At 55.9% G+C, this 19175-nt stretch carries 18 protein-coding genes; 7 read left to right on the top strand and 11 right to left on the bottom strand.

The features are described 5' to 3' along the window. The first annotated feature begins 76 nt into the window (after positions 1-76). Positions 77-883 (top strand): sulfite exporter TauE/SafE family protein, encoded by an 807-nt coding sequence (locus ACIP1X_RS02100; protein WP_400748844.1) that lies wholly within the window; start codon positions 77-79, stop codon positions 881-883. 63 nt (positions 884-946) lie between these two features. On the opposite strand, the gene ACIP1X_RS02105 is transcribed toward ACIP1X_RS02100, so the two are convergent. From ACIP1X_RS02105 to ACIP1X_RS02125, 5 genes are all read right to left on the bottom strand, one after another. After that, positions 947-1108, bottom strand: coding sequence for a hypothetical protein (locus tag ACIP1X_RS02105; protein ID WP_400748847.1), 162 nt, complete (start codon positions 1106-1108; stop codon positions 947-949). Between the two features lie 100 nt (positions 1109-1208). Further along, positions 1209-1391: a DUF1289 domain-containing protein gene (locus ACIP1X_RS02110; RefSeq protein WP_007974813.1), complete on the bottom strand. Its 183-nt coding sequence runs from the start codon at positions 1389-1391 to the stop codon at positions 1209-1211. A 1-nt stretch (position 1392) separates the two neighbouring features. Continuing rightward, positions 1393-1749, bottom strand: coding sequence for a hypothetical protein (locus ACIP1X_RS02115; RefSeq protein ID WP_400748850.1), 357 nt, complete (start codon positions 1747-1749; stop codon positions 1393-1395). 34 nt (positions 1750-1783) lie between these two features. Continuing rightward, entirely contained in the window at positions 1784-2701 is a 918-nt protein-coding gene (dmeF, locus tag ACIP1X_RS02120) for a CDF family Co(II)/Ni(II) efflux transporter DmeF (protein ID WP_400748852.1), read from the bottom strand. Positions 2702-2721: 20 nt separating this feature from the next. Next, entirely contained in the window at positions 2722-2997 is a 276-nt protein-coding gene (locus ACIP1X_RS02125; RefSeq protein WP_400748855.1) for a metal/formaldehyde-sensitive transcriptional repressor, read from the bottom strand. 142 nt (positions 2998-3139) lie between these two features. Between ACIP1X_RS02125 and ACIP1X_RS02130 the strand changes: the two genes are divergently transcribed. From ACIP1X_RS02130 to ACIP1X_RS02155, 6 genes are all read left to right on the top strand, one after another. Then, positions 3140-3598 carry a metallophosphoesterase family protein gene (locus ACIP1X_RS02130; RefSeq protein WP_400748981.1) on the top strand — a complete coding sequence of 153 codons (459 nt, stop codon included), beginning with the start codon at positions 3140-3142 and terminating at the stop codon, positions 3596-3598. Between the two features lie 82 nt (positions 3599-3680). Next, a complete protein-coding gene (locus ACIP1X_RS02135; protein ID WP_053119590.1) occupies positions 3681-3983 on the top strand; it encodes a helix-turn-helix transcriptional regulator in 303 nt (100 codons plus the stop codon). Between the two features lie 63 nt (positions 3984-4046). Next, complete coding sequence (locus tag ACIP1X_RS02140; RefSeq protein WP_400748858.1) at positions 4047-5027, top strand: zinc-dependent alcohol dehydrogenase family protein; 981 nt, start codon at positions 4047-4049, stop codon at positions 5025-5027. A gap of 37 nt (positions 5028-5064) precedes the next feature. After that, positions 5065-5361 (top strand): antibiotic biosynthesis monooxygenase, encoded by a 297-nt coding sequence (locus ACIP1X_RS02145; RefSeq protein WP_053119586.1) that lies wholly within the window; start codon positions 5065-5067, stop codon positions 5359-5361. Positions 5362-5563: 202 nt separating this feature from the next. Then, complete coding sequence (locus ACIP1X_RS02150; RefSeq protein WP_400748862.1) at positions 5564-7939, top strand: DUF3772 domain-containing protein; 2376 nt, start codon at positions 5564-5566, stop codon at positions 7937-7939. A 241-nt stretch (positions 7940-8180) separates the two neighbouring features. Next, complete coding sequence (locus ACIP1X_RS02155) at positions 8181-8642, top strand: DUF3574 domain-containing protein (RefSeq protein WP_400748865.1); 462 nt, start codon at positions 8181-8183, stop codon at positions 8640-8642. Between the two features lie 376 nt (positions 8643-9018). On the opposite strand, the gene ACIP1X_RS02160 is transcribed toward ACIP1X_RS02155, so the two are convergent. The 6 genes from ACIP1X_RS02160 to ACIP1X_RS02185 form a co-directional block, all read right to left on the bottom strand. Next, positions 9019-11217, bottom strand: a complete 2199-nt coding sequence (locus ACIP1X_RS02160) for an OsmC domain/YcaO domain-containing protein (protein ID WP_212550649.1) — start codon at positions 11215-11217, stop codon at positions 9019-9021. A 116-nt stretch (positions 11218-11333) separates the two neighbouring features. Next, on the bottom strand, positions 11334-12902 hold the full coding sequence (locus tag ACIP1X_RS02165) for a diguanylate cyclase domain-containing protein (RefSeq protein WP_400748868.1): 1569 nt from the start codon (positions 12900-12902) through the stop codon (positions 11334-11336). Positions 12903-12925: 23 nt separating this feature from the next. Then, positions 12926-13231, bottom strand: coding sequence for a hypothetical protein (locus tag ACIP1X_RS02170; protein ID WP_400748871.1), 306 nt, complete (start codon positions 13229-13231; stop codon positions 12926-12928). 90 nt (positions 13232-13321) lie between these two features. Next, positions 13322-14953 (bottom strand): methyl-accepting chemotaxis protein, encoded by a 1632-nt coding sequence (locus ACIP1X_RS02175; RefSeq protein WP_400748874.1) that lies wholly within the window; start codon positions 14951-14953, stop codon positions 13322-13324. Positions 14954-15229: 276 nt separating this feature from the next. Further along, positions 15230-15877: a response regulator gene (locus ACIP1X_RS02180; RefSeq protein ID WP_159812139.1), complete on the bottom strand. Its 648-nt coding sequence runs from the start codon at positions 15875-15877 to the stop codon at positions 15230-15232. Positions 15878-15919: 42 nt separating this feature from the next. Beyond that, positions 15920-19129 carry an ATP-binding protein gene (locus ACIP1X_RS02185; protein WP_400748877.1) on the bottom strand — a complete coding sequence of 1070 codons (3210 nt, stop codon included), beginning with the start codon at positions 19127-19129 and terminating at the stop codon, positions 15920-15922. Positions 19130-19175 lie beyond the last annotated feature (46 nt).

Consider the following 19175-nt stretch of genomic DNA (forward strand, 5'->3'; position numbering starts at 1 on the left):
TTGAGAGAAGTCTTAGACCAATCAGCCGATCGCGAAAACGCACAAGTCAAACCAAGAGGGTACGTCATGATATTTTATGAGCAAAACAAACTTCAAAAAGCTCCCCTGCATGCACTTTGATCAAGCTTTATTCGTGCTAGGTTTTTTTGCCTTTTGCGGCGGCTTGATAGATGCTGCAGTTGGTGGGGGCGGGCTTGTACAGTTGCCGGCACTGCTGCACGCCCTTCCTCAACATAGCTTGGCCACTGTGTTGGGGACTAATAAACTCGCTGTTTTGGCCGGTAATTTGTCTTCCATGTTCAGCTATGTGAAACGAGTAAACATCATGTGGCGGCTAATGCTTCCCACCATGCTTTCTGCATTTGCATTTGCATTTATAGGCGCCTTTTCAGTATCTCTTGTGCCAAAAAGGCTGATGGAGTTTGTTGTTTTTTTTATCCTGATATCAATGACCATTTATACGTTCAAGGAGAAGAATTTAGGGCTGGAAAGTTCGAACAAACACTGTGGAACAAAGGAAATCATATTAGGGATTTTTTTCGGCGGACTTATTGGCTTCTATGATGGTGTCTTTGGCCCTGGTAGCGGAAGCTTTTTGCTTTTTATATTTGTGAAATTTTTTGGCCTGGATTTTTTGAACGCATCAGCCTCCGCAAAATTAGTTAATTTGGGCACATTTATCGCAGCGCTTACATTTTTTATTCCATCTGGTAACGTCTTGTGGACTGTCGGCGGCATAGTTGCTCTGTGCAATATGGCCGGCTCTCTCACTGGCGTTTTCCTGGCACTCCGTTATGGAAGTGGTTTTATACGGATTTTTTTTATTATTCTGCTTTTATTTTTAATAGGCCGAATGGGGTTATCTCTGTTTTTTAGGGGATAAGCGATCAGAAACAGTCACTGAAATCCCATTCCCCCACTAATAGCGAGCATCCCAATGCCCGTCCTAACTTGGGCGCCAAACCAGGCCTTCAAGCCCACCGGGATTGAACTCGACCACCCGATCGAGCGCTGCCACGTCACTGCGGCCGTAGATAATCTGCGCCAACGCTACACCCACCCACGCCACTACGAAAATCCGCAGGAACGTCACCGCGTAGAACGGCATGCCGAAGTTCCAGCGACCATGGTACTTGGCGTCGCCAGGTACGTGGCTGCCTCATGCCTTCCCAATGTTTCATTTCCTCGGCGATAAAGTGGCCCACTTTTTACCCCTGTGCTTTCCTCAACCCCTTCAAACGCACATTCGCCCTTTGCACGGCGGCCATTTTTTCCGGCCGTTTCATGCGCTTCCATTTTCTGATGTCTTCCTTGCTTCGCCCGCAACTCACACACAGATCACCGCTGAGTTGGCACACCGCGATGCAGGGGTTTTCGATCTCCTTCGCCATCTCAATAACCCTTGGCCAGACGCTTTTGCCAATCGCCACCCTGGCTGCTTTGACATTCCTGCTCGGAGTCAAAGCGAAGATTGCGATCGGTTAGTTTGAGATCGATATCGGCTTCTGTCAGCGCGATGGCCGTCAGCTCAAAGATGCGTGCTTTCGCTTCAGCCTGAGCAAACTGTCTGTCGGCCAGTGTTTCAAACACCCAGATCACTTTCAGGGTTTGCGCCAGCACGTTCAGGTCAGCGGTGTGGGTGAGCCAAGTAAAGCCTTTGATTTCACTTTTTGCCGTTTCGCACGCTTCGGTTAGCGTGGTGATCAGCCGACGCTCCATTCGCGCCAGTTCACGTTTCCCAGCAGGCATTGCAAGTTCCTTGAAAGTCGTTAAAGCAGCGAAGTCAGGCCGATCGAAATTCGACGGTCAGGTGGCTGATTTCATGAACCGGTTTGAGACGTTCACGAATGCTGTCGGCGTTCGCACTGGCTTGCCCAAGCACGCTGACAATGGCTGCGTGGGCTTGCGGCCCAACACGCCAGACGTGTAGGTCCGTGAGGGTGGCATCCCCCGGTTTCTCGATGAGTTCGCGGATTTCCTCGGCGACGTGCGCATCGGTCTGATCGAGCAGTACCGCAGCGCTGTCTCCCATCAGAGTCCATGCCCAGCGCGCGATAACAATGGCGCCGACGATGCCGATGACCGGATCCAGCCAGACCCAACCCAGATAACGCCCGGCGAGCAGTGCAGCGATGGCCAGCACCGACGTCAGCGCGTCGGCGATGACGTGGACATACGCCGATTTCAGGTTGTTGTCATTGCCGTGATGAGCATGGTTGTCATGATCGTGGTCGTCATGATCGTGTCCATGACTGTGCCCATGGCCCAGCAACAGCGCACTGATGATGTTGACGATCAAACCGGCAATCGCGATGAGCGTGGCAGTGCCGAACTGGACGTCGGTGGGTTGCAGGAGGCGCATGACGGACTCAACGCCAATCCCCAAGGACACCATGCCGAGAATCAGCGCGGAGGCGAACCCGCCCAAGTCGCCGACCTTTCCGGTGCCGAAGCTATAGCGTTGGCTGGAAGCGTGGCGCTTGGCGTACCCGTACGCAAACGCCGCGATACCCAATGCGCCGGCATGCGTTGCCATGTGAAAACCATCGGCCAGCAAGGCCATCGAACCGGTGATATACCCGGCAGCGATTTCGCCCACCATCATCACTACCGTCAGCGCTACAACCCACAGCGTGCGCTTGGCATTTTCGTCGTGCGCTGAACCAAGGAACACATGGTCGTGCGAGTAGTTGCTGTTCATGAGTGTTTACCCGAATGCGTTTACTTGGAGTAACGGCGAATGGCCTCAAGGAGCTCTTCAACACCCTTGTTGCGCTGCTCTTCGCTTAGTGCAGGGTTGGCAACATGCTCGCGAGCGTGATCCTCGATGATTTCTTCCATTAAGCCATTGATGGCTCCGCGAGTGGCCGCCACGAGGTGCAGTGTTTTCGCGCAGTCGAGATCCGACTCCAGTGCTCGTTCAACGGCCTGGATTTGTCCGGCGATGCGTTTGACGCGCTTGAGAAGATCGTCTTTGTTCGCTGCGATATGACCCATGGGATGCCCCTCCTGCCTATATTGGCCGCATCATAGGTATACCCCCTACCCCTATGCAAGCACTGGAAGATAAATGGATCATTCGATAGCGCTTAATACGATCAAGCGCTGCCCTCCCACCTACCCTGCTAATCTCTCCTCCATGAGAATCGCCATCATTTCCGACACTCACGGCCTCCTCCGCCCCGAAGCGTTAACCGCGATCGAGGGCGTCGAACTGATCCTCCACGGCGGCGACATCGGCAGCGCTGACATCCTCAGCCAACTGGCGCAAATCGCCCCGGTTCACGCCGTGCGCGGCAACAACGACCTGAACCTGCCTTGGGCCGCCGACCTCCCCGACCACCTCACCCTCAACCTCAACGGCTGGCTAACCCTGCTCACCCACGACATCGCCGACGTTCCCGCTCTGCTCGATAGCCACACCCGAATCGTCATTACCGGCCACTCGCACAAACCCTTGATCGAATGGCGCGGCGATCGGCTGTATTTGAATCCAGGCAGCGCCGGGCGGCGGCGTTTCAAATTACCAATCACCCTCGCGCTGCTGGAAATAGGGTCTGACGCGCTTGATCCACAACTCCTCCACCTTCTGCCCTGAAGATTTTGTGTTCCGGCGCGTCATCAAAAAAACTCATCGAACATCGCATTGACATATCGATAAATCTCGATATCCTCGGCGCATGGACTTACTCGAAATATTCAAAGCGCTGTCAAACCCTACCCGCCTTCAAATCCTGAAGGGGCTCAAGGATCCCGTGAAGAACTTCCCCGCGCAGGACGAGGGCGACGTTCACACGGTTGGGGTCTGCGTCAGCAGCATTCAAGAAGGCATCGGGCTGTCTCAGTCAACGGTGTCGGGTTATCTGGCGACTCTGCAACGTGTGGGCCTGGTCGAAGTCAGGCGCATCGGTCAGTGGACGTACTACAAACGCAATGAAGCAACCATCAGTGTTCTTGCCGAGATCATAGGAAAAGAGCTGTAGATTTTTTTACCGCACAATATCGAGATATCTCGATATCCCTTTTTATAGATATGAGGAAACACCATGAAAGCGATGTTGCTAAAAGCCTTCGGAGGCCCTGACGCGTTCGAGCTGCACGACGTGCCCAAACCCTTGCCGCAGGCGGGCCAAGTGCTGGTTCGAGTCCACGCGACTTCCATCAATCCTTTGGATTACCAGATCCGCCGTGGCGATTATCCCGATCTGGTATCGCTGCCGAGCATTACCGGCCACGACGTCTCAGGCGTTGTCGAAGCGGTCGGGCCAGGAGTAACGGCGTTTACTGCAGGGGACGAGGTTTGGTACACCCCGCAGATATTCGACGGTGCGGGCAGCTACGCCGAGTACCACGTCGCCGCCGAAACCATCATCGGCAAGAAACCGCCTTCGTTGAGCCATCTCGAGGCGGCAAGTCTGACGCTGGTGGGCGGGACGGCATGGGAGGCATTGGTCACCCGGGCGGCGTTGCGAGTCGGCGAAAGTATCCTCGTGCACGGCGGCGCTGGCGGCGTCGGGCATGTGGCCATCCAAATGGCAAAAGCGATGGGCGCCAGAGTGTTCACAACCGTGCGTGAAACCAATGTCGAGTTCGCTCGGAGCCTGGGTGCCGACACCGTCATCGACTACGAAAAAGAGGACTACGTTGACGTCATCCTTCGCGAAACGGCTGGCCACGGGGTCGATGTGGTGTTCGACACCATCGGCGGCAACACGCTGTCGCGCAGCCCGGACGCACTCGCGCAACTGGGTCGTATCGTGACGATTGTCGACATCGCCCAACCGCAAAACCTCGTTCAGGCCTGGGGCAAGAACGCCAGTATCCACTTCGTGTTCACCCGCCAGAACCGCGGCAAACTGGATGAGCTGAGCGCACTGGTCGCACGCGGACAGCTGCGCCCACACGTTGGCGCGGTCTTTTCACTCGCCGACCTGCCCCTCGCTCACAAATTGCTTGAGACGCCCAACAACGGTGTTCAAGGAAAGATCGTGATCGACGTCAGGCCCTCGATCGTCACGCCAGTGTGAACTTCAAATCGTTTCAGTCCTTCCCGAGGAACATCGCATGATTTATGAGATCGCTGTACTTCCCATACACCAACAACACATTGAAAGGTTCAGAACGGCGTTTGCCGAGGTCGCGCCGTTGCTCATGCGTGCCAAGGGCTACAAGGGCCACGTGCTCGCGCAAGGGATCGAAACCGCCGACGTTTTCAATCTGATCGTGAAATGGCAATCACTTGAGGATCACACACCAGGCTTCGAAGCGAGCGAAGACCATCGGCTGTTCATGCAGGGTCTGGAAGATTACTTTTCCGCAGAACCCACGGTTTACCATCTCGAAGGGCCTGAGATGTCTTAGCGGTCGCTTATCATGCTGACAGTGAGTCGCTGCAGAAGCGGCCACTGTCAGCTCGATTCAGGCCATCACCTGCTGCACCGCAAGGCCTCACACGGCACACCCGTCCTCGTCGGCAAGTGGGCCGCCCTGAAACTTTTTCCCCTCGACCTGCCTGATCACCTAACCTCTTAGACTGTGTGTTCATCGAGAGTCGGTCTGTCCCATGCGCAACACGTTGAAGTCGTTGTTTCTCATCGCATTCATGCTGCTCACCGCCGGCAGTCCATCGCTGTGGGCCGCCGATCTGCCAGCACCTGCCGCGACCGCCGTCGCGCCGCTCCCGGTCATTTCGCAAAGTGACCTGCAAGCCCTGCAACAACGCCTCGATGGCCTCAAACAGCAAATCTCCGCCGCGAACAATTACAACCAGCTCGAAGGCCCACAGGATCGGGTGCAGGCGTTCATTCTGGACGTCGATAAATTGTCGGCGGCGTTGTTACCGCAACAGGCGCAACTGACGGTGCAACTGGGCGTTTTGGGCGCAGCGCCGGACACCGAGATCGCCGCCGAGCAAGCGGATATCGTCGCCCAGCGAGCGACGCTGACGGAGCAAAAAAACAAAGTCGACGGCACGCTGAAAAGTCTGGCGGCGCTGAAGCAAAGTGCGGCGGATCTGATCACGCAGATCGCCGGCATCCGCCGCACATTGCTTGAAAGCGAGTTGACGCTCGGCACCCTGAGCGTGTTGAACCCGGACTTCTGGGCACCGCTGGTCAATCCTTCGCGGGATGATCGGCAGCGTTTCAGTTTTTTCGTTGATCAAGTTTCTGACACCTGGGCGACGGTGTGGGCGCCGGGGCGGTATTTTTATACGCTGGTGTTGCTCGCGCTGGCACTGGTGGTGTGGACGTTCGGCCGTCGTCTGGCCGAGCGCGGCTTGACCTGGGTTTGCATCCACCGCATGCCGGAAGGTCGTTTGCGCCGCAGTGCGCTGGCGTTTGCGTCGGCGCTGGCGACGATTGCGACCACCGCCCTCGCCTTGCATGTGCTGTATTACGCGCTCACCCGTCACGCGCCGCTGACGCCGGTGTTGTCGACGTTTTCCGAGGAATTCGAGAAGGCTGTGTACGCCTGCGTGCTGATTACCGGGCTGAGCCGTGCGCTGTTGTCGATCGATCATCCATCGTGGCGCTTGCCGGCCATTCACGATCAGGTCGCGCAGGCACTGAAGCGCTTCCCGCGCATCCTTTCCGGCACATTGCTGGTGCTGGTGACGCTGGTGCAGGTGTGCAACGCCACCGGCATGAGCAGTCAGATCGTTCTGACCGGGCGCGGCGTGACATCGATTGTGGTCATGGTGATTGTGGTGACACTGCTGCTGCGCGTCGGCAAGGTGCGCAAAGCGTTGGTCGCCGCCAATGACACGCAAGCGAACAGTACGTTCGCCGGGGTGATGTACACCATCGCCAGTATTTCGATGTTCGTCTCGGCGATTGCGCTGCTCACCGGTTACGTGTCGCTGGCCCGTTTCATCACCTATGAAGTGGTCTGGGCCTACATTGTGCTGTCGGGTTTTTACTTGCTGATTCAGGTGATCAAGGACGGCTGCGAATACGCGTTCTCGCCCAAGCATGGGAGCGGCAAGGCGCTCAAACAGTTGCTCGGGATTGGCGATCGACGCCTCGATCAGATCTCGATTCTATTGTCCGGTTTCAGCCGCGCGGCGCTGTTGCTGCTGGCGGTGATCGCCTTGTTTGTCGGTGGCATCGGCACCACGCTCGGGCAGTTGGCGACCAACATCATGGCGATCCTCGGCGGTGCCGGGTTGCGCAAGTTCAACATCGTCCCTTCGCATTTGCTTAACGCGGTACTCGCGCTGTTGATCGGTATCTGGCTGATCCGCGCCCTGAGCCGCTGGCTCGACAATGAATTCCTGCCCAAGACCGACATGGATCCGGGGATGTGCGCGTCACTGAGCACGCTGTTTTCCAACATCGGTTACGCGTTCGTGATTCTGCTGACGCTGTCGTCGTTGGGCGTGCAGTGGACGAACCTGGCGTGGATCGTCAGTGCGTTGTCGGTGGGTATTGGTTTCGGTTTGCAGGAGATCGTGAAGAACTTTGTTTCCGGTCTGATTCTGCTGACCGAGCGGCCGGTGAAGGTGGGCGATTTGATCAGCATCAGCGGCGTCGAGGGTGATATCCGCCGGATCAACGTGCGCGCCACCGAAATTCAGCTCAGCGATCGCTCGATTGTGATCGTGCCGAATTCGCAGTTGATCTCACAGAATCTGCGCAACGTCACGCTGGGTGGCAGCGCTCAGGGTGTCGCGTCGCTGGAGTTGGTGTTTCCGCTGGATATCGATCCTGAGGCGGTGAAGGATCTGCTGCTGAACACCTACCACGAGAACGAAACCATCCTCGAAAAACCGGCGTCGTTCGTGCGCTTCAGCAAGTTGTCGCCGGACGGGATTACGCTGACGGTGACCGGTTATGTCGGCAGCCCGAGGATTGTCGGGGTGACCAAGAGTGATCTGCTGTTCGAGATTCTCAAACGGCTAGGCGCTGCCGGCATTGCATTGGCATCGCCCCCACCCTGATGCCCCTGCAGGAGCTGCGGAACGCTGCGATCTTTTGATCTTGTCTTGTAAAAAAAACACGATCAAAAGATCGCAGCCTCGTTTCACTCGACAGCTCCTACAGGCTTTCGGATCGTTCGTTGCGCAGCGACCCAAGGGTTATTCCTGAAGCGCCTATCAGCCTGCTTTTTAGGTCTTTATTGGTGATGAAACGGCGACCTTATACTCGCCGGGTTCGCCCAATGATCAATAAGGATGTTCCATGCCTCAACGTCTTTTACTGGCGGCACTGTTCGTCGCAGTCGCCGGTTGCGCCAGCGCTCCTCCTGCTTCCGTTCACACCCACGATCCCGCCAGTTCAACCCTGCAAGGCGATGCCTCCCGGCCGGCGCAGGCGCAGTGGTTGCGCACTGAGTTGTACTTCTCGGTGGGGTCGATTGATCGCCAGGAAGGCGCGGTCAGCCCGGCGCGCTGGCGCGAGTTTCTCGACAAGGAAGTGACGCCGCGTTTTCCCGATGGGTTCACGGTGCTCGATGCTTATGGGCAGTGGAGTGATAAAGGGGCGAAAGAGCCGGAGCGTTTGAGCACTAAAGTCATTGTGATTTTGCATGAGAACAGTGCGAAACGTGGCAGCGATATTGAGGCGATTCGGTTGGCGTATAAGCGTATTACCGGGGATTTGTCGGTGCTCCGGTTGTCGCAGCCGGCGGAGGTGTCGTTTTAAGAGCCCCTCACCCTAGCCCTCTCCCGGAGGGAGAGGGGACTGAAATGGGGGATATTTGAGGGGTTCGCCGACTTGGACGAATTTTAGGGAATCCAGAATCGACTGTTTTTTTTGAGGTCGATTGAGGTACAGCTTAAGAGCCCCTCACCCTAGCCCTCTCCCGGAGGGAGAGGGAACTGATTGGGGGATATTTGAGGGGTTCGCCGACTTGGACGTGCGTTGCCGAATCCAGAATCGACTCGGTCTTCTGAACGTGCCATGCCGAATCCATAATCGACTCAGTCGTTCAGGTCGCTGTATGACGCAAGACACCTCGGTCGGCCCCCTCTCCCTTTGGGAGAGGGCTGGGCGGGCGGCGTTACGATGAGGGTGATGCTTAACGAGCCTGAAAATCAGCCCGAGCCGAATGCAATTTCTTATAGCTCTCAATCAAGCGCAAATGCCGATCCAGCCCTTCCAGCTTCATGCTCGTCGGCGTCAAACCGTAGAACCGCACGCTGCCATTCACCGAGCCAATCGCCGCATCCATCCGTTCGTCACCAAACATCCGGCGGAAGTTGGCTTCGTAGTCTTCCAGCAGCAAATCCTCATCCAGTTCCATCTCCAACACCACGTTCACCGCTTGATAGAACAAGCCGCGTTCAACCGTGTTGTCGTTGTATTGCAGGAACGCTTCAACCAGATCCTTCGCCTGTTCAAACTTCTGCAATGCGAGATAAATCAGCAGACGGAGCTCCAGAATCGTCAACTTGCCCCACGGCGTGTTGTCGTCGAATTCGATGCCGATCAGCGTGGTGATTTCGGTGTAATCGTCCTGCTCGCTGTTTTCCAGGCCTTGGGCGAGGTTGCGCAGGCCGACTTTGCTCAGGCTGTGCAGGTTGAGGATGTCAGCGCGGAATTGCAGGGCTTTGTTGGTGTTGTCCCAGATCAGGTCTTCGATCGGGTAGATCTCCGAGTAGTCCGGCACAAGGATGCGGCACGCCTTGGCGCCGATGTGCTCGTAGACCGCCATGTAGACTTCTTTGCCCATGTCTTCGAGGATGCCGAACAGCGTCGCGGCCTCTTCGGCGTTGGAATTTTCGCCTTGTCCGGAGAAGTCCCACTCGACGAATTCGAAGTCCGGCTTGGCACTGAAGAAGCGCCACGACACCACACCGCTGGAGTCGATGAAGTGCTCGACAAAGTTGTTCGGCTCGGTCACCGCTTGCCCGGAGAAGGTTGGCTGCGGCAAGTCGTTCAAGCCTTCAAAACTGCGGCCCTGGAGCAATTCGGTCAGGCTGCGTTCCAGCGCTACTTCCAGGCTCGGGTGCGCGCCGAACGAGGCGAACACGCCGCCGGTGCGCGGGTTCATCAGGGTCACGCACATCACCGGGAATTCACCGCCCAGCGACGCGTCCTTGACCAGCACCGGAAAGCCCTGCTCTTCCAGACCTTTGATGCCGGCGAGGATGCTCGGGTATTTCTCCAGCACTTCCTGCGGCACGTCCGGGAGGGCCATTTCGCCTTCGAGAATTTCGCGTTTCACCGCGCGCTCGAAGATTTCCGACAGGCACTGCACCTGCGCTTCGGCGAGCGTGTTGCCCGCGCTCATGCCGTTGCTGAGGTAGAGGTTTTCGATCAGGTTCGACGGGAAGTACACCACTTCGTCATCCGACTGGCGCACAAACGGCAGCGAGCAGATGCCGCGCTGAGTGTTGCCGGAGTTGGTGTCGTACAGGTGCGAACCGCGCAGCTCGCCGTCGCGGTTGTAAATGCCGAGGGTGTACTCGTCGAGGATTTCAGTCGGTAGTTCGTCTTTCGCGCCGGGCTTGAACCACTGTTCATCCGGGAAGTGCACGAACTCGGCGTTGGCGATTTCTTCGCCCCAGAACTGGTCGTTGTAGAAGAAGTTGCAGTTCAGTCGCTCGATGAACTCGCCCAATGCCGACGCCAGCGCGCCTTCTTTGGTCGCGCCTTTGCCGTTGGTGAAGCACATCGGCGAATGCGCGTCGCGGATGTGCAGCGACCAGACGTTTGGCACGATGTTGCGCCACGAAGCGATTTCGATCTTCATGCCGAGGTCGGCGAGAATGCCCGACATGTTGGCGATGGTCTGCTCCAGCGGCAGATCCTTGCCGGCAATGTAAGTGCCCGCGTCGGAACTTGAAGCTGGCATCAACAAGGCTTGCGCATCGGCGTCGAGGTTGTCGACTTCTTCGATGATGAACTCAGGGCCGGTCTGCACGACCTTCTTCACCGTGCAGCGATCAATCGAACGGAGGATGCCCAAGCGATCCTTGTCGGAAATGTCCGCTGGCAGTTCGACCTGGATCTTGAAAATCTGGTTGTAGCGGTTTTCCGGGTCGACGATGTTGTTCTGCGACAGGCGAATATTTTCCGTGGGGATGTTGCGGGTGTCGCAGTACAACTTCACAAAGTAAGCCGCACACAACGCCGACGAAGCCAGAAAGTAGTCGAACGGCCCCGGTGCCGAGCCATCGCCTTTGTAGCGAATCGGCTGATCGGCGATCACCGTGAAGTCGTCGAACTTGGCTTCAAGTCGAAGGTTGTCGAGAAAATTGACCTTGATTTCCATGCGGGATTACCAGAATACGGCTAAACGAATGGCCGCCATTATCCGGTTTTTGCGCGGGAAGTCTTGCGGTTTCGGGAACGGCCGCTGACCGGTTCCAGAGACCGCAACCCCGGTTGCTACCCCGCTTTCGCAACAATATCGAGCATCTGGGTGAAGAAGCGCACAGCGTTCTTGCCGGATTTTTTCGCCTCATACATGGCTTTGTCGGCCTGATCCACCAGCTCAATCGGCGAGTGGCCTTGATCCGGGTAGAGGCTCACGCCAATGCTCGGGGTGACGGACACCTGATGACCTTTCGCCAGAATCGGCTCACCCACGGCGGCGAGCAGTTTGCGTGCAATCGGTTCGATCTGTGTGGCCTCGTGAATATCTTCAAGGATGAAAGCGAACTCGTCACCACCCAGTCGAGCCACGGTATCAACGTCGCGCAATACGCTTTTCAAACGTTTGGCCACAGTGATCAGCGTGTCATCGCCGACGCCATGCCCCAGGGTGTCGTTGATTTCCTTGAAGTGATCCAGATCGAGAAACATCACCGCGACTTTCAAACCGGAGCGATGAGCGCGAGCGAGGGCCTGGGTCAGACGTTCGCGAAATAACAGGCGATTGGGCAGCCCGGTCAATACATCGTGGGTTGCCAGGTAGCCCTGAAACTCCTGATCGGCGTGCTGTTGGGTGATGTCGCTGCAAACCGCCACGTAGTTGAGATCGGTTTTGTTCAGGCCCGCAATCGCGGTAATCGACAGTGATTCAAGATAGAAATCACCATTCTTCTTGCGGTTCCACACTTGCCCTTTCCAATGCCCTTCATCAATCAGGCATTGCCACATCTCTTTGTAAAACTCCGGGGACTGCCGGCCGGAACTCAACATGTTCGGGTTGCAACCCAGCACTTCCTGTTCCGTATAACCGGTCATGCCATAAAAGGCCGGGTTAACTTTGGTGATATGCCCGTGGCGATCAGTAATGATCACGCTGTCCAGCGTGACGTTGAACACCTGATTGACCAACCACAGATGTTCACGGGATCGACGTACGGCATTGTCGCGCTGGTGCCGCCAACGCAGCGCCAGGCCGGCGACTCCGACGATTCCCAAACAGAACAACAAGACGGCGACGCTGACAAACCGTGCAAATACCTGTTGGCTCAGAGCAGAAAACTGGGCGGCCTGTTCAATGTTGGTGTCGATGTCCCGAGCAATCAACTGATCGATATGCTCCAGATAGGGAATGCGCGCCTGGTACCACTGCGTTGAGTAATCATTGCTCGCCAAACGTTTCAGGCTGGCGCGTACGATGGCACTGGCTTTGGGCAATTCGATTCTGATCTGGCCGGCCAGCAACGTCTCTTTCGTACTGCTGATACCGTTGGGATCGTACAGCGCCCATTCCTTATTGATGACCGCCAATTGCGCATTGATCGCTTGGGTGTATTCCGCTGTTTGCGCAGGATCGCGCAAAGCGAACGTCCGCCAGTGCAATCTACGGATATCAAAAAGTGCAGAGCGGATGGTCGACAGGTGGCCAATAGTTGCAACATTGCCGTTAAACATCGTACTGACATAACCGTCGACTTTCTTCACCGCAAACACGCCACCCACAGCCAGCAGTATGGCCAGGGTGACGCCCGCCGACAGGACAACCAGAAAGCGCGGACTGGAATCAATAGCCAGAAAATTTCGCATTATTATTATTCGCCACCAATAAACTACAGGACGCGTGAAGACCAATCATTATTGACCACTAACTTCAATGCCCGAACCCCTGGATGACATAACACCCTGGACACGAGGTTATGATCAAGCCAGGCGTTAAGCTCATAGATCCTGACAGGCGACGCTCCCGGATAACTTCTCAGCAGCATGACGATTTCATTCTTTGCATGAAAGTTTGCATGCAGAAATCGACTGTCGACGTATTGATTGATAAACCAGTTAACATCGCAGGTTTCGACCCGCGATATATAAATGGTGCGCAAGCTTTCCGGATAGTGAGCTTTGAATTCGGGAATCATGTTAACTCCTGCCGCCGTGTTAGTTAAATCGTCGTCCTTAAGCATTTCTGCCGATTGTCTGAAACCTGCAACGGGCCAACCGCTGCCTACTTAGAATTCGAAACGAGTAACCAGTTTGTTCAGGTTGGTCGCCAACACCGACAACTCATTACTGGCGGTAAATATCTGATCCGCCGCTGCCGTACTTTGCATCGACAGGTTATTGATGCTGACCAGGTTTTGATCGACCGACTTCGCCACTTGCGCTTGCTCTTCGGAAGCCGTGGCAATCAAGCAGTTTCGTTCATTGATGTCGAACACCGCTTTGGTAATTTCGGTAATCGCCACCCCGGCCTCGCGGGCGATGCTCAGCGTGGCGATGGCCTCAAGATCGGTCTGTTTCATCGAAGACACTGCGCTTTCCGAACCGGCCTGCACGCCTTCGATCATCTTCTCGATTTCCTGGGTGGAAACTTGAGTGCGATGCGCCAATGCGCGAACTTCATCGGCCACCACGGCAAAGCCGCGACCCTGCTCGCCCGCCCTCGCCGCTTCAATGGCCGCGTTCAGTGCCAACAAGTTGGTCTGCTCGGCGATGGCTCGAATCACGTCGAGTACTTTGGCGATACTTTGCGTCTGCAACGCCAGTTGTTCGATCTGCGTGCCCGTACTTTGTACGGCACCGCTGAGGTTTTCGATGGACGCAATGGTTTCACTGACGCGCTCCATGCCCGTGCGTGCAGAGCGTTCCGATTGTTGCGTCGAGACGGACGCCGCCACCGCATTGCGCGCCACTTCCTCCACTGCTGCGGTCATCTGGTTGACGGCCGTTGCCGCCAACTCGGTTTCACTGCTCTGCTGTTGAACGCTGGCATTGGACTCATAGGTGATGGCGCTCAACTCTTCCGAAGAGGCCGCCAGCATGGAGGACGACTCGGAGATATGCAGGATGGTCTGTTTCAGGTTGGTGAGCATTTCTGCGGTCGAGGTCTGCAACTCGGTGATTTCGTCCCTGCCGGACACCTCCACTTCGCCCACCAGATTGCCGGCGGCAATTTTTTTCGTCGACGCCAACAGCGCGCGGACTGGCAAAATAATGCTCCGGGTGAAGAGCATGGTGATAACGGCGGTGGCGAGCACCGCCAGCAACACGATGATGATGGTCGCAGTGGTGCTGTGTTGGGCTTCGGCCTGAGCCATCGCGCCGGAGGTTTCCGAGCGATCACTCATCAGGCTTTGCAGACTTTCCGCTGCGGCCATCACATGATCCGCTGCAGGCGCAGTATTGGACCGGATAAACGCGACGGTGTCGTCTTCGGAGCCTTTGCGGCCAATCAACAGAAGTTGATCAACCTGTTTCAAATAATCCTCAACATTGGCATGCAGAATATCGTAGCGCGCCTGCTCTTCGGGCCCATAAATCAACGGAACATAAGCCTGAGTTTCGACGTTCAATGAGTTGCGCAACTCTGTCAGCGTTGCACCGGCCTTATCGATTTCAGCGGCGCCCCGTGAGCTGCTGATGGCAAAAAACAAATTGGCCAGGCGCAACTTATAGGTCGCGGTTTCAATCTTGGCGGCTTGACGCACGCTGGGCAGGCAATTGTCACGCAAGTCACCCACGGCCCATTGCACATTATTCATGCGCCACAATGATTGCCCACCCAATATCAGCAGCAACAGACAAGTAAGGCCGAAGCTCAATAATGTCCGAGGGACTAATTTAATGCTTCTGATAGACATCTACATCACCGTGTTCGATAGTTTTTGTAACTTACTTGTCCCACGACACTAAATCGAAGAAACCGGCCCACGCCTGCGCATTCAAGCCAGGCAACGATGGGCGTCCACTTACTAAGCGTGCTCATGAGAAAATATGGAAACGTCCGCCGAAAATCCCGGCTAACCGTTATTTCAGGCACAGTACGTTTGAACAAACAGCCGGGCTATCAGGCAATCCTGAAAAATGAAGGGTGTTGTGACGAAAAAACCTGGATTAGAGCAATCCAGGTGATGGACTTATTGGAACAAATTGGCCTCAAGACAATAGGTTATGAGGTCTTGATCACTGGCCACTTCAAGTTTGCGCATCGCCGCCACTTTCTGGCTACTGATAGTCTTCGCGCTGCGGTTCTGGTTAATCGCGATATCCCGCAAGCTCATGCCAGAAACGAACAGCCGAAGGATTTCCAGTTCACGCAGGGACAGCAAGGCAAGTCGTTCGTCAATCTGGCGATTGTTTTCGACCACGGTGATCTTGTTGAACCCGGGGGATTTGTAGCGACGCTTTTGGCTAAGTGCATCCAGCGCCCGTTGCACCTCCGCATGCAACTGGCTCTTTTGCACCACCCCGGCCACGCCGAGTTCGTAAAGCCTGGAAAGAATCAAGTTGTTCGAGACCATGGTCAGCACCAGGATCTGCATCGACGGATAGCTGCGCACCAAATACTTGATGAGTTTCAGCCCGTCTCCGTAGATCGAGTTTTCCGGCATGTTGTAGTCGGTCACCAGTATGTCCGGCCTGACAGTCTCTAACAGTCCAGCCAGTCCGCTAGAGCTGGTCGCCTCCCCTATCACTTGAAAACGGCCATCACGCTCAATGAGCTCGCGAACGCCCAACAGGACAATCGGGTGGTCATCAGCGATGACGACGGTGATTTTTTGCATGCTCATTGCGCACTCACATTAATTCGAATCGATTTGCAGCCATCATAAAGAACCCACTAAATCTTCCAGTGCAGACAGCGCTTGTTCGACTTCGCCGATCAACTCGGCATCGAGACGCTGGTCACGTACTTTGTATTCCAGTTGCGCAAACGACGCCGACAACTGATCAGCGCGCACCACTGCCAGGGCGCCGCTGACCGAGTGCAACACTTGCGCAAGTTCCTCAACTTGCGCCATGTCGAGCGCGGATCGGGCACTTGCCATATCCGTCTGCATGGTGCTGTGAAACAACGCGCGCATCGCCTCGGACAGGACAATCGGCACGGCGCTTACAAGCCGGGCCGGAGGTTGCGCTATAACCGCAACATCCTCGGACTTCAAACTCGCCAGCACCCTGAGCAAATCCGCGAGGCTCAAGGGTTTCACCAGCCAGGCGTTCATGCCGGCGGCAAGGCAGCGCTGTCCTTCGTCGCGCATGGCGTTGGCGGTGATACCGAAAATCGGCAAATCGCTGTCGGTCTCACGGATCGATCGGGCCAGTTCATAACCGCTCAGCACAGGCATATTCACGTCGGTCAACACCGCATCAAAGCGCTCTTGCTCCCAAAGTTTCAGCGCCTGCAAGCCGTTGCCCGCCAACAGGACATTACAACCCAGCGCCTCCAGTTGCTCTTTGAGAATAGCCTGATTAATCAAGTTGTCTTCTGCCACCAGCACGTTCAGATTCAGCGACGGCCAGGCGCTGTTCAGGGGCGCCGCAGCCGTCACACTCTGTTGGTTTTTCTCCATCATCAGCGCATTGGCAATGGCTTTAACGAAGTGAGCGCTGACGCGTAAACCGTTGTCCGTGCGCTCCGCCACCCGGGAACCATCACTCAGGCAAGTAATCGTTCTGCCCGACCACTGGAAGGGCCGTTCTGCGCTGCCAAACACATCAATCAGCACGGCGCCTGAATGGACGTCCGCTGACTTGTTCATGAACGCCGTTGCACGACATCCCCAACGGGTCAACCATCCACAGATATTGTCGGCCACTTCCCGTGCCGGAGCGCGGACGTAAACATCGATGCCTGCGAGGTCAATGTCCGGACTCAGGGCACTGGCTTCATCAGGCTTGTCGAGCGTTAACCGCAGGGTGAAACTGCTGCCCAGCCCCGGCTCACTGATGACCGTAATCTCGCCGCCCATCAGTACCGCGAAACGGCTGCAGATCGATAAACCAAGCCCGGTGCCACTGATCAGATTACTGGTGCGCGCCTGGTAGAACGGTTCAAACAAGTGCCGTTGTTGCTCGGCAGTGATGCCGATGCCGGTATCCGCCACCTGAAATTCGAGGGTGACTTGATGTTCCTCATCTTTCAGCACGCGACAGCGCAGAACCACTCTGCCGATGTTGGTGAACTTGATCGCATTACTCAAAAAGTTATTGATGACCTGCGCGGTTCTGACCTCGTCGCCTACCAGCACATTCGGGATGCCGGGATCGATGCAGGCGTAAATCTGCAAGCCCTTGGCCCTGGCATTGGCAACGTGCGCAGAGATGACGTTTTCGGCGAGATCCAGTGGATTGAAGATCATCGAGTCGAGCTTCATTTCACCTGACTCGATTTTCGAAACGTCCAATACATCACTGATTATTTGCAGAACCGTCGATGACGAAATACGGATAGTTTGCAGGTACTCAAGCTGCCTCTTTTCAAGAGGCGTTAAACCGAGAAGTTCCAGGGTGCCCAGAACGCCGTAGAGCGGTGTGCGAATCTCGTGGCTCATGGTCGCGAGAAAGATGGTTTTCGCTTCGTTGGCTTTTTCTGCCTGCCGTTTGGCATCACGCAACGCCGCGGCGAACTCCTGGTTTTGCGTGACATCGGAAAAGGCGCACAACAGCACATCCTGTTCCTGATACCTGGCCGTCGAGGCGTTGATCAGGTAATAGCGGCCCTGCATCACCATGCACGCTTCACCTTCAAGCGTTGTCGCAGGGTGACGCAGCATCTCGACCAGGGCTTGAGAAACCGGCCGGTTATTCTGTGCCTGCTGATTCTCGATAACGAGCGCACCATCATTCAGGCGAATGGCAATTAACGCCGCTGGGCCATTCTCGATGACCGACTGATTGAACGCCTCACTTTCGACGAGTTGCACTTGGGCGCTATTGGCCGGCAGCACGATGCGGTTGTAGAAAGTCCGGTACAGCCATCTGAAAGCGACAAACAATAGCAGCGATATCACCAGCAATCGCAGCAAGGGAAACAGTGCCCAACGGAGCAGGCTTGCGTAATCAATGAAGTACTGCGCGGCCCAACGCTGACCGCTGATTGATTGATCAATCACCGAGATCGACAAGCCATTGTCACTGAAGAACAGGCCTTCTTCCTGCACCGGCGTATCCAGTAGCCCGGTCAATACGGCGCCCTTCGGTGAGATCAACGCGAAGTGACCATGAAACGGCAAATCCGTGTTTCGGCCGACGCCACTTAGCCGTTTAGTGTCCAGCAAAGTGGCCACCACCATATGTTCCATACCACTTTGCGTGCGAATCGGGCCGCTCGGTAAATCACCCACGACGTAGGCCAATACTTTGCCACTCCAGCCCATGTCCTGTGCATTCCCCGGCACGTGGCTCCAGTGAACTTTCGGTGTTGTCGAAGAGATCGGTGTTGCCGCCACCTGTTGATTGATCTGTTGCACCAGATCCTTGTAATTCTGCAATGAAAGAAACGTCTGGCTGCGGAACTTGCCAATGGCCGGCACGGCGATACTGCCGGAAGTTTCCGGACTGAATGCGAAGACCTGTGGCGAGAGGAAATTGGATTGGGCCCAAAAGCGGCTGTAGTAATTAGTCAGATGCCAGCCTAGAGAAGACAACACCGCCAGGCTTCCCTCGCGCAGACCTGTTGGCTGGGCCACGGTAAATGGCAGAGAAAAGCTGCTTTCGCTGACTTCAAATATTTGATGATCGACGTCGCTGTATTGCGCAGTGGGTTTCAGGGTGCCTGGAGCCGTCAGCGTCTGTTCGGTGGTAGTCGCCATTTTATCGGCGATTGCTTGCAGGAACGTTTCCTGCTCGCGAACGTTCTCGATGATTCGCGTGAAGTGTGCCCTCGCCTTTTCTTCCTCGCCGCCCAGCAAAAGCATGATCGCCCTGAAGTTGGTCAGGACCAACACCGCCACTACGCCCAACGACAGCAGAAGCCCGCCGCTGAGTCGCGTGGAGCTTTTAGCCAGTTTTCCAAACAGGGTGTCCGCTCTCATCAATCGCCTCGAAAAGGATGTAACGCGCCAGGCGCCCTTCAATAGT

It is taken from the genome of Pseudomonas sp. NPDC088885, assembly GCF_044750025.1.
Taxonomy (GTDB): domain Bacteria; phylum Pseudomonadota; class Gammaproteobacteria; order Pseudomonadales; family Pseudomonadaceae; genus Aquipseudomonas; species Aquipseudomonas rustica.

Excerpts from the sequence above, each read along its gene's own strand:
- ACIP1X_RS02105 (WP_400748847.1), bottom strand. The coding sequence starts at position 1,108 with ATGCCGTTCTACGCGGTGACGTTCCTGCGGATTTTCGTAGTGGCGTGG.
- ACIP1X_RS02100 (WP_400748844.1), top strand. The coding sequence starts at position 77 with ATGAGCAAAACAAACTTCAAAAAGCTCCCCTGCATGCACTTTGATCAA.
- ACIP1X_RS02110 (WP_007974813.1), bottom strand. The coding sequence starts at position 1,391 with ATGGCGAAGGAGATCGAAAACCCCTGCATCGCGGTGTGCCAACTCAGC.
- ACIP1X_RS02150 (WP_400748862.1), top strand. The coding sequence starts at position 5,564 with ATGCGCAACACGTTGAAGTCGTTGTTTCTCATCGCATTCATGCTGCTC.
- ACIP1X_RS02175 (WP_400748874.1), bottom strand. The coding sequence starts at position 14,953 with ATGTCTATCAGAAGCATTAAATTAGTCCCTCGGACATTATTGAGCTTC.
- ACIP1X_RS02155 (WP_400748865.1), top strand. The coding sequence starts at position 8,181 with ATGCCTCAACGTCTTTTACTGGCGGCACTGTTCGTCGCAGTCGCCGGT.
- ACIP1X_RS02130 (WP_400748981.1), top strand. The coding sequence starts at position 3,140 with ATGAGAATCGCCATCATTTCCGACACTCACGGCCTCCTCCGCCCCGAA.
- ACIP1X_RS02145 (WP_053119586.1), top strand. The coding sequence starts at position 5,065 with ATGATTTATGAGATCGCTGTACTTCCCATACACCAACAACACATTGAA.
- ACIP1X_RS02115 (WP_400748850.1), bottom strand. The coding sequence starts at position 1,749 with ATGCCTGCTGGGAAACGTGAACTGGCGCGAATGGAGCGTCGGCTGATC.
- ACIP1X_RS02185 (WP_400748877.1), bottom strand. The coding sequence starts at position 19,129 with ATGAGAGCGGACACCCTGTTTGGAAAACTGGCTAAAAGCTCCACGCGA.
- ACIP1X_RS02135 (WP_053119590.1), top strand. The coding sequence starts at position 3,681 with ATGGACTTACTCGAAATATTCAAAGCGCTGTCAAACCCTACCCGCCTT.
- dmeF (WP_400748852.1), bottom strand. The coding sequence starts at position 2,701 with ATGAACAGCAACTACTCGCACGACCATGTGTTCCTTGGTTCAGCGCAC.
- ACIP1X_RS02165 (WP_400748868.1), bottom strand. The coding sequence starts at position 12,902 with ATGCGAAATTTTCTGGCTATTGATTCCAGTCCGCGCTTTCTGGTTGTC.
- ACIP1X_RS02160 (WP_212550649.1), bottom strand. The coding sequence starts at position 11,217 with ATGGAAATCAAGGTCAATTTTCTCGACAACCTTCGACTTGAAGCCAAG.
- ACIP1X_RS02170 (WP_400748871.1), bottom strand. The coding sequence starts at position 13,231 with ATGATTCCCGAATTCAAAGCTCACTATCCGGAAAGCTTGCGCACCATT.
- ACIP1X_RS02125 (WP_400748855.1), bottom strand. The coding sequence starts at position 2,997 with ATGGGTCATATCGCAGCGAACAAAGACGATCTTCTCAAGCGCGTCAAA.
- ACIP1X_RS02180 (WP_159812139.1), bottom strand. The coding sequence starts at position 15,877 with ATGCAAAAAATCACCGTCGTCATCGCTGATGACCACCCGATTGTCCTG.
- ACIP1X_RS02140 (WP_400748858.1), top strand. The coding sequence starts at position 4,047 with ATGAAAGCGATGTTGCTAAAAGCCTTCGGAGGCCCTGACGCGTTCGAG.